This is a genomic window from Gilliamella sp. B2785, from assembly GCF_026537005.1.
In the GTDB taxonomy this organism is placed as follows: Bacteria; Pseudomonadota; Gammaproteobacteria; order Enterobacterales; family Orbaceae; genus Gilliamella; species Gilliamella apicola_E.
Genome location: NZ_JAFNNC010000006.1, coordinates 184,283 through 198,538, shown reverse-complemented (window position 1 = coordinate 198,538; position 14,256 = coordinate 184,283). Strand labels below are relative to the sequence as shown.

General features: G+C 33.0%; 14 protein-coding genes and 1 other RNA gene. 3 read left to right on the top strand and 12 right to left on the bottom strand.

Annotated elements, in window-relative coordinates:
* Positions 1 to 93 precede the first annotated feature (93 nt).
* Positions 94 to 378 (bottom strand): hypothetical protein, encoded by a 285-nt coding sequence (locus tag J3U24_RS08670; protein WP_065734114.1) that lies wholly within the window; start codon positions 376 to 378, stop codon positions 94 to 96.
* Between the two features lie 170 nt (positions 379 to 548).
* Between J3U24_RS08670 and J3U24_RS08665 the strand changes: the two genes are divergently transcribed.
* Positions 549 to 776: a hypothetical protein gene (locus tag J3U24_RS08665; RefSeq protein ID WP_065734113.1), complete on the top strand. Its 228-nt coding sequence runs from the start codon at positions 549 to 551 to the stop codon at positions 774 to 776.
* Between the two features lie 5 nt (positions 777 to 781).
* Complete coding sequence (locus J3U24_RS08660; RefSeq protein WP_065734112.1) at positions 782 to 1,615, top strand: zeta toxin family protein; 834 nt, start codon at positions 782 to 784, stop codon at positions 1,613 to 1,615.
* 326 nt (positions 1,616 to 1,941) lie between these two features.
* Here the strand turns inward: J3U24_RS08660 and J3U24_RS08655 are convergent, their stop codons facing one another.
* The 10 genes from J3U24_RS08655 to thrS all read right to left on the bottom strand — a co-directional run bounded on the left by J3U24_RS08655 (position 1,942) and on the right by thrS (position 12,344).
* Positions 1,942 to 3,882 (bottom strand): peptidase U32 family protein, encoded by a 1,941-nt coding sequence (locus J3U24_RS08655; RefSeq protein WP_065734111.1) that lies wholly within the window; start codon positions 3,880 to 3,882, stop codon positions 1,942 to 1,944.
* A 101-nt stretch (positions 3,883 to 3,983) separates the two neighbouring features.
* Positions 3,984 to 4,853, bottom strand: coding sequence for a protease HtpX (gene htpX / locus J3U24_RS08650; protein WP_267337554.1), 870 nt, complete (start codon positions 4,851 to 4,853; stop codon positions 3,984 to 3,986).
* A 205-nt stretch (positions 4,854 to 5,058) separates the two neighbouring features.
* Positions 5,059 to 5,154, bottom strand: an RNA gene (gene ffs / locus J3U24_RS08645) — signal recognition particle sRNA small type.
* A 140-nt stretch (positions 5,155 to 5,294) separates the two neighbouring features.
* Positions 5,295 to 5,588 (bottom strand): integration host factor subunit alpha, encoded by a 294-nt coding sequence (locus tag J3U24_RS08640; RefSeq protein ID WP_034882129.1) that lies wholly within the window; start codon positions 5,586 to 5,588, stop codon positions 5,295 to 5,297.
* Between the two features lie 5 nt (positions 5,589 to 5,593).
* Positions 5,594 to 7,981 (bottom strand): phenylalanine--tRNA ligase subunit beta, encoded by a 2,388-nt coding sequence (pheT, locus tag J3U24_RS08635; RefSeq protein WP_267337555.1) that lies wholly within the window; start codon positions 7,979 to 7,981, stop codon positions 5,594 to 5,596.
* 16 nt (positions 7,982 to 7,997) lie between these two features.
* Entirely contained in the window at positions 7,998 to 8,981 is a 984-nt protein-coding gene (gene pheS, locus J3U24_RS08630; RefSeq protein WP_065562101.1) for a phenylalanine--tRNA ligase subunit alpha, read from the bottom strand.
* Between the two features lie 204 nt (positions 8,982 to 9,185).
* Positions 9,186 to 9,539: a 50S ribosomal protein L20 gene (rplT, locus tag J3U24_RS08625; protein ID WP_024496189.1), complete on the bottom strand. Its 354-nt coding sequence runs from the start codon at positions 9,537 to 9,539 to the stop codon at positions 9,186 to 9,188.
* A 31-nt stretch (positions 9,540 to 9,570) separates the two neighbouring features.
* Positions 9,571 to 9,768: a 50S ribosomal protein L35 gene (gene rpmI, locus J3U24_RS08620; protein WP_034882133.1), complete on the bottom strand. Its 198-nt coding sequence runs from the start codon at positions 9,766 to 9,768 to the stop codon at positions 9,571 to 9,573.
* A gap of 83 nt (positions 9,769 to 9,851) precedes the next feature.
* Positions 9,852 to 10,391, bottom strand: a complete 540-nt coding sequence (infC, locus tag J3U24_RS08615) for a translation initiation factor IF-3 (protein WP_065562102.1) — start codon at positions 10,389 to 10,391, stop codon at positions 9,852 to 9,854.
* A 27-nt stretch (positions 10,392 to 10,418) separates the two neighbouring features.
* Positions 10,419 to 12,344 (bottom strand): threonine--tRNA ligase, encoded by a 1,926-nt coding sequence (gene thrS, locus J3U24_RS08610; RefSeq protein ID WP_065562103.1) that lies wholly within the window; start codon positions 12,342 to 12,344, stop codon positions 10,419 to 10,421.
* Between the two features lie 274 nt (positions 12,345 to 12,618).
* Between thrS and J3U24_RS08605 the strand changes: the two genes are divergently transcribed.
* Positions 12,619 to 13,350, top strand: coding sequence for a hypothetical protein (locus J3U24_RS08605; protein WP_267337557.1), 732 nt, complete (start codon positions 12,619 to 12,621; stop codon positions 13,348 to 13,350).
* A 94-nt stretch (positions 13,351 to 13,444) separates the two neighbouring features.
* Here the strand turns inward: J3U24_RS08605 and recO are convergent, their stop codons facing one another.
* Positions 13,445 to 14,137, bottom strand: a complete 693-nt coding sequence (recO, locus tag J3U24_RS08600) for a DNA repair protein RecO (protein WP_065562105.1) — start codon at positions 14,135 to 14,137, stop codon at positions 13,445 to 13,447.
* Positions 14,138 to 14,256: the final 119 nt, after the last annotated feature.

The window sequence follows — 14,256 nt, the reverse complement described above, 5'->3', positions numbered from 1 at the left end:
TGGCATTAATCAGATTAAAATTTGAAACCCGCTGACTTTTAGTTGTCTGCTCTATCTGCTCAAAGAGATTATCTAAATTATCAAGCTTCATCATTACATCTCAATTAGCCAAATTAGCTCTAAATTATTTTTAGTTCGAGCACGTACAAAATCTAAGGCTACAATTTTTTCATAGTAATTATTTATCTTATCCCAATCATCAGGATAAAAACTTGGGTCATCTTTATACTTTTCATAAATATATGATGTTAATTCATTGAGCTCCTGGAGGTAATTATCATGTTGTTCTTGTGTAATTAAATTTACCGCCAAAGCATGTCTGAATTCATTTTTAGTCAATCTTTCAATACTGTAAACTCGTTCTTTTTGGTCTCGCATACCGCACTCCTTAAGTAGTTTTGTTGATATTAACGGCTGAATTATAACCAAATTTTGGAGGGCTTCCAAGTGGAAAGGAAAGCATAGAGAGCCTTTTCATTTGGACGCCATTAAAAATATATTCTATAATCTAAACTGTTTATAAATTTAATACAGAAAAGGAAAAGTTTATGGCGACTTTTGACGAAAAAGAGTTTTTATGGGAAGAAATGTATAACAGTGTTCGAATTTGCATTTCAAAAGCAAAAGGCTATGGCAATGAATATACATCAGATATGTTAGAAGATATTAAAAAATTAAGAGAATTTAGAAAAAAAATTGCAGATACTTCTTATGCAGAAATTGATTATGAAGCTGCATTAAAATTTTTCCAGTTAATCGAAAATAAATATAAGTAATTAATATGAAAAACAATGAACAATTATCCCATGTATCTAATCAAGAAAAGAATCATATCGTTAATGACATATGGATTGATATTCATATAGAACAACCCGAATTGACATCACAACAAAACCCCAAAGCTTATGTTGTAGGTGGACAACCAGGAGCTGGTAAATCTACCTTTACAAATAAACTTCAAACTGAATACAGTAATAATATTCTAATTATTGACTTAGATTCTTATCGAGAACGTCACCCAAACTACAAAACATTGTATGAAAAATATGGCAAAGAATCTTCAGAATATACACATCAATTTGCAAGTGAAATCAAAGAAGAAATACAAAAACGAGCTATTGATGCCAAGTATAATATTATTATTGATGGCACACTCAAAAATATAAATAAAGCAGAAAAAAAAATTAATGACTTAAAAAATAATGGTTATAGCATTGATGTATTGATTCATATTTGTCCAAAAGAGGTAAGTTGGCAAAGTGTTAATATTCGTTATGAAAAGGCTTTAAAACAAGGACGTATCCCACGCTATGTTCCTAAAAATGTGCATGATCAAGTTGTTGAAGCTTTACCCGTTAATGCGAATAAACTAAGTCAATCAACGCAAATTGAATCATTAACCGTTTATAATCGACAAGAAAAAATTTATGATTCCAAGATTGATAAAGGTTTACCATCTGTATCTATTCAAAATGAAATTAATAAAGATGAAAATAAACTATCACAAGATGAGAGCTTTGCTAAACTACTTCAAACTGCTAAGCAGAATGTGGCAAATAAAAAATCGATCAGACAAATAAAAGATAACGAAAAAGATAACGATATGGAAAGATAATGTAGATACATTTTTAAGTAATTTAAGTTTATTTAAAATAAACCATCAATCTATTGATTTTATTAGTTAAATTAATTTAGTATACATAATGTGAAATGCGTTGTGTTGAGTAACTCAGTATATTAATTTGTTATAGGATTTATCACTTATTTTCAATTATTACTTACCTAATTAATTATATTTAATAAAATCATAATATTAAAGTTCAAATAATGTATATTATGTTAAACAATAACATTATTACGAACTAAAATAACACCTTTTGCATTACTATTTATCGCTAATATTTTTTATTAATTAGATATAAATTCTTAATAATCAACATGTTAATTATTATTTGTCAGTAAAATAACTTCACTACCAAGTACTGGGATTTTTAAAATATGTTTTTTGATTTTGCCCCAAACCTGCATTTCACAAGCTTTACAGTTGAATTTTAAAATTAATTCTTCATTATTATTTTGAATTAATTTCATTGGTGTTACTTTAGTTTTAACTCCTTGAATCCCTTTAGCTTGTTTTGGACATAAATTAAATGCAAATCTTAGACAATGCTTTGTAGTCATTAAAGGAACGTCATCTTTAACTTCGTGAGCTTCAAATGCACTCTCGATTAGTTTTACACCATGTTGAGCATAAAATTCACGAGCTTTGTGATTATAAACATTAGCTAAAAAACTTAATTGTTGTTCAGGATATATCGGTATTGGATTTACTTGAGGTTTACGAATATTTCTTCGATAATTATTTAATCGCTCTAGAGTTAATTTATCAATAATATCTCGTCTTAACTGATTTAATTGACTGTTGGGAACAAAATAAGCTTGGTTTAAATCTATAATTAACTCCGCTAAATAATAGGTTGTCTGACCTAACTTAGATAAACTATCTCTTATATTATTGAGAGCTTTATCCTGTTGCTTAGCTAACTCAAATGGGCCTTTCAATTCAATTTTAACGCAACTACCCTCTTCACTCGATGCAATTAACTCCAAACCGTTTGCTATATTTTTAAGCCTAAATGTTACACCGATACGACGGCAACAAGATTCTTTTAATAAAATTTGTTGCCAATTATGATCTAAATTGCGATTAATTTGATAAGGTAATTTTATAGAATATAATGCTTTAGGTATTTCATTAGGAAATACTTGATAATGATTATTACCAATTTTTTCTACTTTATCAGCTCTAAAACCTATAATTTCCCTTTTGATTAAAACATTTAATCCATCACCATTAGTTAACGCTTGTTCTGATTTTATTACGATAGATTGTTTAGTAATTTTTATAATTTCACCAATTGTTAAGCCAATAAATTTGGGTGAATCAAATGCACCAATATTGGCTTGTCTACCTCGAACAAAATAATCGGTAGATCCTCTGTGGAATGTTCTATTTGGATCTGGGGTAAAAAAGTGTTCAGTTTTGCCACTCGATGCAGCAACAAAATCTGTGTTTTTTTCTAAAATATTATCTAATTTTTTACGATAAAATGCGGTTATATTTTTAACATAACTCAAATCTTTGTATCTGCCTTCAATCTTGAAAGATCTCACTCCGGCTTGTATCAACTCTATTAAATTATCAGACTGATTATTATCCTTCATTGATAAAAGATGTTTTTCATAAGCGACGATGCGACCTTGTTCGTCTTTTAATGTAAATGGCAATCGACAAGCTTGAGAACAGTCGCCTCGATTAGCGCTTCGACCCGTTTGTGCATGAGAAATATAGCATTGACCAGAAAATGCAACACATAATGCGCCATGAATAAAAAATTCAATATTTGCATCAATTTGTTGATGTATGTTTGCTATTTCGGTTAAATTTAATTCTCTCGCTAAAACTATTTGAGAAAAACCTACATCGGAAAGAAATTTAGCTTTTTCTGGCGTTCTAATATCCATTTGGGTACTAGCATGTAAATCGATTGGTGGGATATCCATAGCTAATATTCCCATATCTTGAACTATCAAAGCATCCACACCAGCATTATATAATTGCCAAATTAGTTGTCTTGCAGCTTCAAGCTCATTGTCATGAAGAATTGTGTTTAAAGTTACAAAAACCTTAGCGTAAAAATGATGAGCAAATTCTACTAGTTTAGCAATATCACTTACTGAATTACCAGCATTATGACGAGCACCAAATTGAGGACCGCCAATATAAATAGCATCAGCTCCATGTAAGATAGCTTCTTTTGCAATTTCTATATTTTTTGCGGGGCTAAGTAATTCTAATTTAGTAGTGTGTTGCCTATACATGAGAGATTCTCTGAGAAAAAATTAGGATGGTATATTAAATTTTAATTAAAAAATGGCAAATACAATTAATATTTGCCATTGAAGTTTTTAAATATTATTTATTAAAGAATATTAGATTGATTACGCAATGCTTCAATACGTTTATCTAAAGGTGGATGAGATAAGAATAGTTGAGAAAATCTTGCTTTCTTCTCACCATTAATACAGAATGCCAAAATTGATGCTTCTTCACTTGGCTCATGACTCAATTTTAATTTTTCTAAAGCAGCAATCATTTTAGTAGACCCTACTAATTTCGCTGAGCCTGCATCAGCATGGAACTCTCGATAACGTGAAAACCACATAGCAATGATGCTTGCTAAAATACCAAATACAGTTTCAAAAATCATTACGATGAAATAATAAGCAAAAGTAGATAATCCTTCACTTCTATCTTCCAAAGCTTTTGTTACGATTGAAGCAAAAATTCGTGAAATGAAAATAACAAAAGTATTAAGTACACCTTGTAAAAGTGCCATTGTCACCATATCACCATTTGCAACGTGACTCATTTCATGTCCAATTACAGCTTCAGCTTCATCTTGAGTCATAGCGGCTAAAAGACCCGAGCTAACAGCTACGAGAGAATTATTTTTAGTTGCTCCCGTTGCAAAAGCATTTATATCTTCTGCTTGATAAATCGCAACTTGTGGTGTTTTTAATTTCAATTCATTTGCTTGACGATTAACTACATCTAAAAGCCATTGCTCTTGAGCGTTGCGAGGATGAGTAATTATTTTCCCACCAACAGAACTTAAAGCCATTCTTTTAGATAAAAGAAGTGAAATAAAAGACCCACCAAAACCAAATATAGCCGCAAATATAAGCAATCCTAATGTACTATAAGCATCAACGCCACAAATACTTAAAATAATACCAAATACAAACATAACAGCTAAGTTAGTTAGGATAAATAATCCAACTCGCATCATAAATAATTCCTCATTACTGTTTTTCTAATATGAATAATTTTACTTAAGAAGATAAATAAAATTTGATATATGATCGCAAAAATGTTGCATCTCTACAACCTCTTTAATATGAAATTTTGAAAGGATAAATTAAGTGACTATTTAATAGCCATTAAAGACAATGGTAAGTTAATAGCAATATTAATTTAGAGAATTTTGGAGGAGACCCTATCAGCCACATCCCACACACATATTTTTTACTTTGGCTGCTTCCTTCCGGACCTGACCTGATGAGCAAAAAAATGTTGCAAGAGGACCCATAGAGCCTCCATTGAAGAGGCGTTATTATGCTTTAATTAGCAAATTATTACAATATTTATAACGAAAAAAGAACTAACCTTCCTGTCTTGTAATAACAACAGAAAGGCTATTACATATCAAACGAAATTTAAAAATGTTTAACTATAGAGTTAAATTTTTCTCAATTCGTTCTCTAAATTTAATACCTGGTCTAAATGTGACAACTCGACGAGCTGAGATATCAACACTTTCGCCTGTTTTTGGATTGCGACCTGGTCGTGAATTTTTATCACGAACAGCGAAATTACCAAATCCAGACAGTTTAACAGGTTCACCTTTTTCTAAAGCAACACGAATTTCTTCGAAAAAAAGTTCAACTAGGACTTTAGCTTCTTGACGATCAATATCAAATTTATCGGCAAGACGATCTGCAATATCAGCTTTAGTTAATGTCATAATTATTATTCTCTTAATAGGGCATTGAAACGGTTTTGTAAAGCAATAACACACTTGCTTACAATGTTTGTTATATCTTCTTCTTCTAGTGTACGTGATTTGTCTTGTAAAATCAAACTGATAGCAAGGCTTTTCTGATCTTTATCTATGTTTTCACCTTGATATACATCAAATAAATTAACTCTTACAAGTTGTTCACCACCAGCATGTTTACACTCAGAAATAATATCTGCTGCTGGTATTGTGTTAGATACAACTACAGCAATATCTCGCTTATTAGACGGATATTTAGATAACTCATGAGCAACTGGTACTCTTTTATCATTAATTTTATCTAAATTTATTTCAAAAACAAGCGTTTTACTATTTAAAGATAATTTTTTTTCAATTTCTGGATGTAAAACACCAAAATTACCAATAAGCTCGCCATTCAAGTAAATAGCAGCACTTTGTCCAGGATGTAATGCATCAAGCTCTGATTTCTGATATACAATTTTTTCATTACAACCTAAAAGAGAAAATAGTAACTCTAAGTCCCCTTTCAAATCATAAAAATCAATATTTTGTTTAGGTAATGACCAATGCTCTTCATAAAGAGTGCCAGTAAGAACACCAGCAAGCATCAATTCCTGGCGAACACCAAATTCACATGAATCATCTGGAATAAAACGTAAGCCTGTTTCAAATAATCTCATCCGAGATTGTTGACGATTTTGATTATATATTACAGCATCTAATAACCCTGACCATAATGATAAACGCATAACAGACATTTCACTCGAAATAGGATTAGGTAATGTAATATGATACTGCTCTGGGTGAAGAAGTTGTTGAATTTTAGGATCAACAAAACTATAAGTCACCGCCTCTTGATAACCTTTATCTACTAATAAATTTTTTACTCTAGACAAAGGGACTATATTTTCAGGTTTTGGCTTCATTACAGATTCTATTTTCAGATTCACATTAGGAATATTGTTATAGCCATAAATTCGAGCAACTTCCTCAATTAAATCCTCTTCGATTTGCAAATCAAATCGCCAACTTGGTGATTTAACAGTCCAAACATTTTCATTATAAGAAACTTCACAGCCCAATCTAACTAAAATGTCTGTAATTTTTTGAGTTTCAATTACATAACCTATAATTTGATCCACTTTATGTCTACGTAGTTGAATTGTAGCTTGAGAAGGAAGCTCTTTTTCGTTTGTAATTTCAGAGATAGGACCTACATCACCACCACAAATATCAACAATTAATTGAGTCGCTCTTTGCATAGCAGATAATTGTAAAGAAGGATCAACACCACGTTCATAACGGTGAGAAGCATCAGTATGTAAACCATATTCACGAGCTTTACCAGTTATTGCTAATGGTGCAAAAAAAGCTGATTCAAGGAAGATATCTTTTGTGGAAGTTGTTACGCCAGATTTTTCTCCCCCCATAATACCAGCCATTGCTAATACTTTTTGATGATCAGCAATAACGAGTGTTTTATCGTTTAGTTTTACTTCATTCCCGTTTAATAAAACAAGTTTTTCATCTTGATGAGCATAACGAACAATAATTCCTGAATCGATTTGCGCCAAATCAAATGCGTGCATCGGATGACCTAATTCTAATAACACATAATTAGTAATATCGACAATGGCATCAATTGAGCGAATACCACCACGGCGTAATTTCTCTTTCATCCAAAGTGGTGTTGTTGCATTAACATCAATATTTTTTATTACTCGACCAAGATAACGTGGCGCAGCTTTAGGTTCATTTATTTCAATTGACACAGTATCAGCAATAGTTGCTGGAACACTTTCAATATTAAGTTGTTTCATTGGAATATTGTTAACTGCAGAGATATCTCGGGCAACACCAATGATACCAAAACAATCAGCCCGATTAGGCGTAACACTAATCTCAATCATAACATCATTAAGATTTAGATATTCTCGGATATCTTGCCCTAAAGGTGCATCATCAGGCAATTCAATAATGCCACTATGATCTTCTGATATTCCTAATTCAGAGTAAGAACAAAGCATACCTTCTGAAGGTTCGCCACGTAATTTGGCGGCTTTAATTTTAAAATCACCTGGTAGAACAGCCCCAATTGTTGCACAAGCAACAGTTAAACCCTGACGACAATTTGGTGCACCACAAACAATATCCAGTAATTCAGGCTTGCCAATATCGACTTTAGTTACACGGAGCTTATCGGCATTAGGATGTTGTTTACACTCAACTACCCTTCCAACAACGACACCTGAAAAATCACCAGCAACTTTTTCAACATCATCGACTTCTAGTCCAGCCATGGTTAATTGATCGGCTAACTTTTCGCTACTAATTTCTGGATTGATCCATTCACGTAGCCAACTTTCACTAAATTTCATGTTTTGATCTCCAGAATTAATTAAATTGTTTTAAAAAACGTAAATCATTTTCAAAGAAAGAACGCAAATCAGTGACGCCGTAACGCAACATGGTTAACCTTTCAATTCCCATACCAAAGGCAAAACCATTATATATTTCAGGATCTATTCCAACATTACGTAATACATTAGGATGAACCATACCGCATCCTAAAACTTCTAACCATTTGCCATTCTTAGCCTTGATGTCCACTTCTGCTGAAGGTTCTGTAAATGGAAAATATGCAGGTCTAAATCTAATTTCCATATTATCCTCAAAAAAACAATGAAGAAAATCATGCAATAACCCCTTCAAATGGGTAAAACTTACATTTTTATCTATCAATAACCCTTCCATTTGGTGAAACATTGGCGTATGCGTTTGATCATAATCATTACGATAAGTTCTACCTGGAGCAATGATTCGGATTGGTGGTTTTTGATTTTCCATTGTTCTTATTTGAACTGTAGAAGTTTGTGTGCGTAATAAACGTTTTGCATCAAACCAAAATGTATCGTGATCAGCACGTGCAGGATGATGAGCAGGAATATTTAATGCATCAAAGTTATGATAATCGTCCTCGATTTCTGGTCCAGTCTCAACAACAAAGCCCAGTTCTCCAAAAAATTCAACTAAACGATTAATTGTCTTAGTAACTGGATGTAAACCACCTAATTCTAGTGACTTACCTGGTAATGTAATGTCAATTGTTTCATTTGCTAATTTTGCATTAAGAGCCTGACGCTCTAAAAAGTTACGCTTCTGATTTAATAACTCAACAACTTGTTGCTTAGCATCATTAATTTTCTGACCTACAGCGGGGCGTTCATCAGCGGGAACATCACGTAAAGAAGCCATCTGCATTGTAAAATAGCCTTTTTTACCAAAATATTCCACTCGAATTTGTTCTATGGCATTAATATCATTAGCATTTTCAATAGCGGATTTGGCATTGCTTACCAGTTCAACTAATTGAGACATACAGTTCTCCTGCTTATTGTTTATTACATAAAAAAAGCCTCTTCTGAGGCTTTTATAATTATTTTTCGTTTTTTATTTGCCTCACGAACGAATAGCATTATTGAAGCTAAAAAAGAAACGAAAAATAACTAAATTCATAATTAACTCTTAAATAATCTTTTTATAAAACATAAAAGCCGAGATAACTCGGCTCTTATAAAGCTATTAAAGTGCAGCTTTTGCCTTTTCAACTAATGCAGCGAATGCATTTTTATCAAATACAGCAATATCTGCAAGGATCTTACGATCGATTTCAATTGAAGCTTTCTTTAAACCGTTGATGAAACGACTATAAGAAAGACCACATTGACGAGCAGCAGCATTGATACGTACAATCCATAATTGACGGAATTGACGTTTACGTTGACGACGGTCACGATAAGCATATTGTCCTGCTTTAATTACTGCTTGGAAAGCAACACGATATACACGTGAACGAGCACCATAATACCCTTTTGCTTGTTTTAAAATTTTCTTGTGACGTGCACGAGCAATAACACCACGTTTAACACGAGCCATAAACTATATCCTCTAAAAAATTAATCAATAATTAAGCGTATGGAACACACGCCACTACTAAACCTAAATCGCCTTTTGACACAGTAGTCAAACCACGTAAATGACGTTTACGCTTAGTTGATTTTTTAGTTAGGATATGGCTCTTGTTAGCTTGTTTATGCTTAAAGCCACCAGAAGCTGTTTTTTTAAAGCGCTTTGCTGCGCCTCTTACAGTTTTAATTTTAGGCATTTTATAAATTTCCACTTCGCATTGTTAATAAAAATAAAATAATGGTGTAATTTTCAGAAACTAAAAATTAACTTGGAAAACCATTACTTTTTCTTCGGCGCTAACACCATAATCATTTGACGACCTTCAATCTTAGTTGGATAAGATTCAATAACCGCCAAATCAGCTAAGTCTTCTTTAATGCGGTCAAGCATTTCAATACCTAACTGTTGGTGAGCCATTTCACGTCCACGAAAACGCAACGTAACTTTGGCTTTATCGCCATCTTCAAGAAAGCGTATCAGGCTGCGGAGTTTTACCTGATAGTCGCCTTCGTCTGTACCAGGTCGGAATTTAATTTCCTTAACCTGAACAACCTTTTGCTTCTTCTTCTGTTCTTTTGTTGCTTTACTCTTTTCATAGAGGAATTTGCCATAATCCATAATTCGACAAACAGGTGGCTCTGCATTAGGACTTATTTCAACTAAATCCAACGTTGCTTCTTCAGCTTGTTTTAAAGCTTCATCTAAGCTAACAATACCGAGCTGTTCACCATCGACGCCGGTTAACCTCACCTCGCGAGCTGTAATCTCATCGTTAATTTTGTGCGCGCGTGTTGACTGAATTCGCTTACTGACTTTAATATCTCATTCCTCCAAAGTAATTTATCATTAATTCATCTGTTCTAATGAACGACTATGAATTTCATTAAGCAATAATTCTATAACATGTTTCACTTCAAAGCTACCAAGATCTTTACCTTGGCGTGTTCTAACTGAAATTGTTCCTGATTCCATTTCTTTGTCTCCACAAACAAACATATAAGGAACACGTTTTAGAGTATGCTCACGAATTTTAAACCCTATTTTCTCATTTCTCAAGTCTGCTTTTGCTCTAATACCAACTTTTTGTAATTGGCTGGTTAATTGTTTCGCATAATCAGCTTGATTATCGGTAATATTGATAACGGCAACTTGTAATGGTGCTAACCAAGTTGGGAAGAATCCTGCACAATCTTCAGTCAAAATTCCCATAAAACGTTCCATCGAACCTAAAATCGCTCGGTGAATCATAACTGGAACATGACGTTCATTATCTTCACCTACATAAGTTGCATCTAATCTTTCTGGTAACATAAAGTCGAGCTGGACTGTACCACATTGCCATGCACGACCTAAGCAATCATGAAGCGTAAATTCAATTTTTGGCCCATAAAATGCACCTTCGCCAGGTAAATACTCAAATTCAATACCATTTTCAGTTAAACATTCTGCTAAATCTTTCTCGGCTAAGTCCCAAGTTTCATCTTTACCAATACGTTTTTCAGGACGAGTTGATAATTTAACAGTAATGTCTTTGAAACCAAATGTGCTATACATGTCATAAACCATTTTGATACAGTTATTAACTTCACTGCGGATTTGGTTCTCAGTACAAAAGATATGTGCATCATCTTGGGTAAAACCGCGAACACGCATTAAACCGTGTAATGAGCCTGACGGTTCGTTTCGGTGACAACTACCAAACTCAGCCATTCTTAGTGGTAAATCGCGATAAGATTTTAAACCTTGATTGAAAATTTGAACGTGCCCTGGGCAGTTCATCGGTTTAATACAGTATTCACGATTTTCAGATGAAGTAACAAACATCAACTCTTTATAGTTACCCCAGTGACCTGTTTTTTCCCATAAAACCCGATCCATCATAAATGGACCTTTCACTTCTTGATAATCGTATTCTTTTAGTTTAGTGCGAACAAAAACCTCAAGTTCACGGAAAATAATCCAACCATCGTTATGCCAAAACACCATACCAGGTGCTTCTTCCTGCATATGATACAAATCTAGCTGTTTACCAATTTTACGATGGTCTCGCTTAGCTGCTTCTTCTAAAAATTGTAAGTAACTATCAAGTTGTTTTTTATCAGCCCAGGCTGTGCCATAAATACGTTGTAACATTTTATTATCACTATTACCCCGCCAATATGCTCCAGCAATTTTTTGTAATTTAAAATGATGGCAAAAACGCATATTCGGCACATGTGGCCCGCGGCACATGTCAATATATTCTTCATGGTGATAAAGTGCAGGAGTAGAATCTTTTGGAATATTCTCATCTAAAATAGCAATTTTATATGGTTCATGACGCTCCCAGAATACTTCTCTAGCACGTTCCCAACTTACTACTTCTTTTATAACTTCATAATCTTTCTTAGCCAATTCATGCATACGCTTTTCTAGAGCGTCAAGATCTTCCTGAGTTAGAGAGTGATCTAAATCGACATCGTAATAAAAGCCGTTATCAATCGTTGGACCAATTGCCATTTGCGTATTTGGCCAAAGTTGTTTAATTGCATGCCCCAACAAATGAGCGCAAGAGTGACGAATTATTTCAAGCCCATCTTCATCTTTTGATGTAATAATAGATAAAGTTGAATCTTGCTCAATTAAATCACAAGCATCTTTACGTTCACCATTTACTCGCCCAGCAATACATGCTTTGGCAAGACCAGCTCCAATACTTTGAGCAACTTCTAAAACAGTAACAGGCTTATCAAATTGACGTTGACTTCCGTCAGGAAGAGTAATAATTGGCATAATAAATCCTTATAACAGTGGTGCGCCACACGAAAGCGCACATGCGTACATAAAAAATAGTTGTGTATACTACCACTTATCTTAAGGATTTTAAATAGAATATCGAGGGTTTATCACAGATTTTATTATAATAATTTACTAACACTTAATTAGTCATAATTAATTATAAATAGCTGAAATAAAACATAGCCAGCCAAAAAATATTATATATAATAATATAATGTATTAAGATAAATATGTTTAACTACATAATATATAAAGGAATATGAAAGTAATGCATACAAAATATTTTATCGCTATTTTATCTTTATTAACTTTAATTGTAACTGGATGCCAATCTCATCGTAATAGTGATGTTGCATCATCTAATACTGTTACAGAAAGTGCTAATAAAAGCTTAGGGACTCAATGGGGAGATGGCATTGAATCGCATGTTCAACAAGTAAGTATGAAACGTACCGGTTTTTACCCTATTGATGTTATTACTATCAATTATTCAGCACATCAATATAATGGAAAAGCAATTTCAGAAGTTATGTTGAATAATGGTAGAGTTGGTATGGCTTTCCTTGATGATCGTGGCAAAAAATGGCCATTAACTAAGCAAAATAACAACGTTAAGTTACAAGGTAAAGTAGGACAAAGCTACCGATTATTCTATCGTAATTACTCTTCTAATACCTATGAAATTGTAGCAACTATTGATGGATTAGACGTTATTAATGGTAAAGCTGGTTCATTCTCAAACAATGGCTATATTTTAAGACCACATGACACACTTGTGATTGAAGGCTTCCGTAAAAGTAATAATGAAGTAGCTGCTTTTACTTTTTCTGACAGCTCTAGTGCTTATGCTAATCATAATAGTGAAGGTTCAGCAACAAATATAGGTGTAATAGGCACGGCAATATTTCAGTTAGAAGATAATAGTAGAAACTATCAAAAATTAAGTCCAAATGCTTTTCCTGCTGATAATGGTAATTATGCCAAACCTCCGGTTTATTAATTTATGATTAATCATCTTTCCGTCAACATTGTTGACGGAATAGATCTGATACATTTTACATAAAGTCCCTTTTAAATTAAGTAAAAAATACAAATTATATTTTTAAAAATAATTCTCTACTTTTAAATGGTTTTGCACCAACATAAGGTTTTAACGCCATCCTGGTAAAACGTTTTGCCGCTTTAAGTGTATCGATATTGTGAAATTGCCTTTTCCCTAAAGCTAAGACTTCTTCACCAGTGAAAGCGGTACTATTTTGTAACAAACTACAAATAAAACCTTTTTCTGAAATATATTGATAATGCATAGATTCAACAATATCGTCACCTGTTGCACTGCAATGAAAAAAATCAACGTGATAGCCCAAATTTTCAAGTAAGGCCAATTCAAATGCTCGTAACACGTTTTCAGCAGGAACTTGTTGGGCTAATTGTTGTATACTTGCTAGATAATCATCAAACAACGTAGTTATTTCGGTTTCGGCGACTAAAACACGGTGTAATAGTTCATTTAAATAAAAGGCGCTATATAAATAAACAGAAACAAGAGGTAAAGTAAGGGAAACAGCCTCAACTTGACGTAAAGTTTTTATTTCTCCATGACCTGAATATTGAACAATTAGTGGAGTAAAAGGTTGTAAAACACCTTTTAATGCAGAGCGTTTACGCCTAGCACCTTTTGCTAAAATGGTTACTTTCCCAACATTTTCAACGAATAAATCGACTAGCAAACTGCTTTCACTGTATGTTCTGGTATGTAATACAAATGCTCTTCGCCAATTTTCCATCTAACCTGCCCATCAATTAAATTATTACTTTTTTTGATCAATAATAGAGATTGCTTAAAATTTGAGTGATTTTATACAATTTTAACCTGAAATATTCTTAAAAATCCTATATAATAGAT

What these genes read in the sequence shown, in the direction of transcription:
- J3U24_RS08670 (WP_065734114.1), bottom strand. Translation starts at nt 378, where the DNA reads ATGCGAGACCAAAAAGAACGAGTTTACAGTATTGAAAGATTGACTAAA.
- J3U24_RS08665 (WP_065734113.1), top strand. Translation starts at nt 549, where the DNA reads ATGGCGACTTTTGACGAAAAAGAGTTTTTATGGGAAGAAATGTATAAC.
- J3U24_RS08660 (WP_065734112.1), top strand. Translation starts at nt 782, where the DNA reads ATGAAAAACAATGAACAATTATCCCATGTATCTAATCAAGAAAAGAAT.
- J3U24_RS08655 (WP_065734111.1), bottom strand. Translation starts at nt 3,882, where the DNA reads ATGTATAGGCAACACACTACTAAATTAGAATTACTTAGCCCCGCAAAA.
- htpX (WP_267337554.1), bottom strand. Translation starts at nt 4,853, where the DNA reads ATGATGCGAGTTGGATTATTTATCCTAACTAACTTAGCTGTTATGTTT.
- J3U24_RS08640 (WP_034882129.1), bottom strand. Translation starts at nt 5,588, where the DNA reads ATGACATTAACTAAAGCTGATATTGCAGATCGTCTTGCCGATAAATTT.
- pheT (WP_267337555.1), bottom strand. Translation starts at nt 7,981, where the DNA reads ATGAAATTTAGTGAAAGTTGGCTACGTGAATGGATCAATCCAGAAATT.
- pheS (WP_065562101.1), bottom strand. Translation starts at nt 8,981, where the DNA reads ATGTCTCAATTAGTTGAACTGGTAAGCAATGCCAAATCCGCTATTGAA.
- rplT (WP_024496189.1), bottom strand. Translation starts at nt 9,539, where the DNA reads ATGGCTCGTGTTAAACGTGGTGTTATTGCTCGTGCACGTCACAAGAAA.
- rpmI (WP_034882133.1), bottom strand. Translation starts at nt 9,768, where the DNA reads ATGCCTAAAATTAAAACTGTAAGAGGCGCAGCAAAGCGCTTTAAAAAA.
- thrS (WP_065562103.1), bottom strand. Translation starts at nt 12,344, where the DNA reads ATGCCAATTATTACTCTTCCTGACGGAAGTCAACGTCAATTTGATAAG.
- J3U24_RS08605 (WP_267337557.1), top strand. Translation starts at nt 12,619, where the DNA reads ATGCATACAAAATATTTTATCGCTATTTTATCTTTATTAACTTTAATT.
- recO (WP_065562105.1), bottom strand. Translation starts at nt 14,137, where the DNA reads ATGGAAAATTGGCGAAGAGCATTTGTATTACATACCAGAACATACAGT.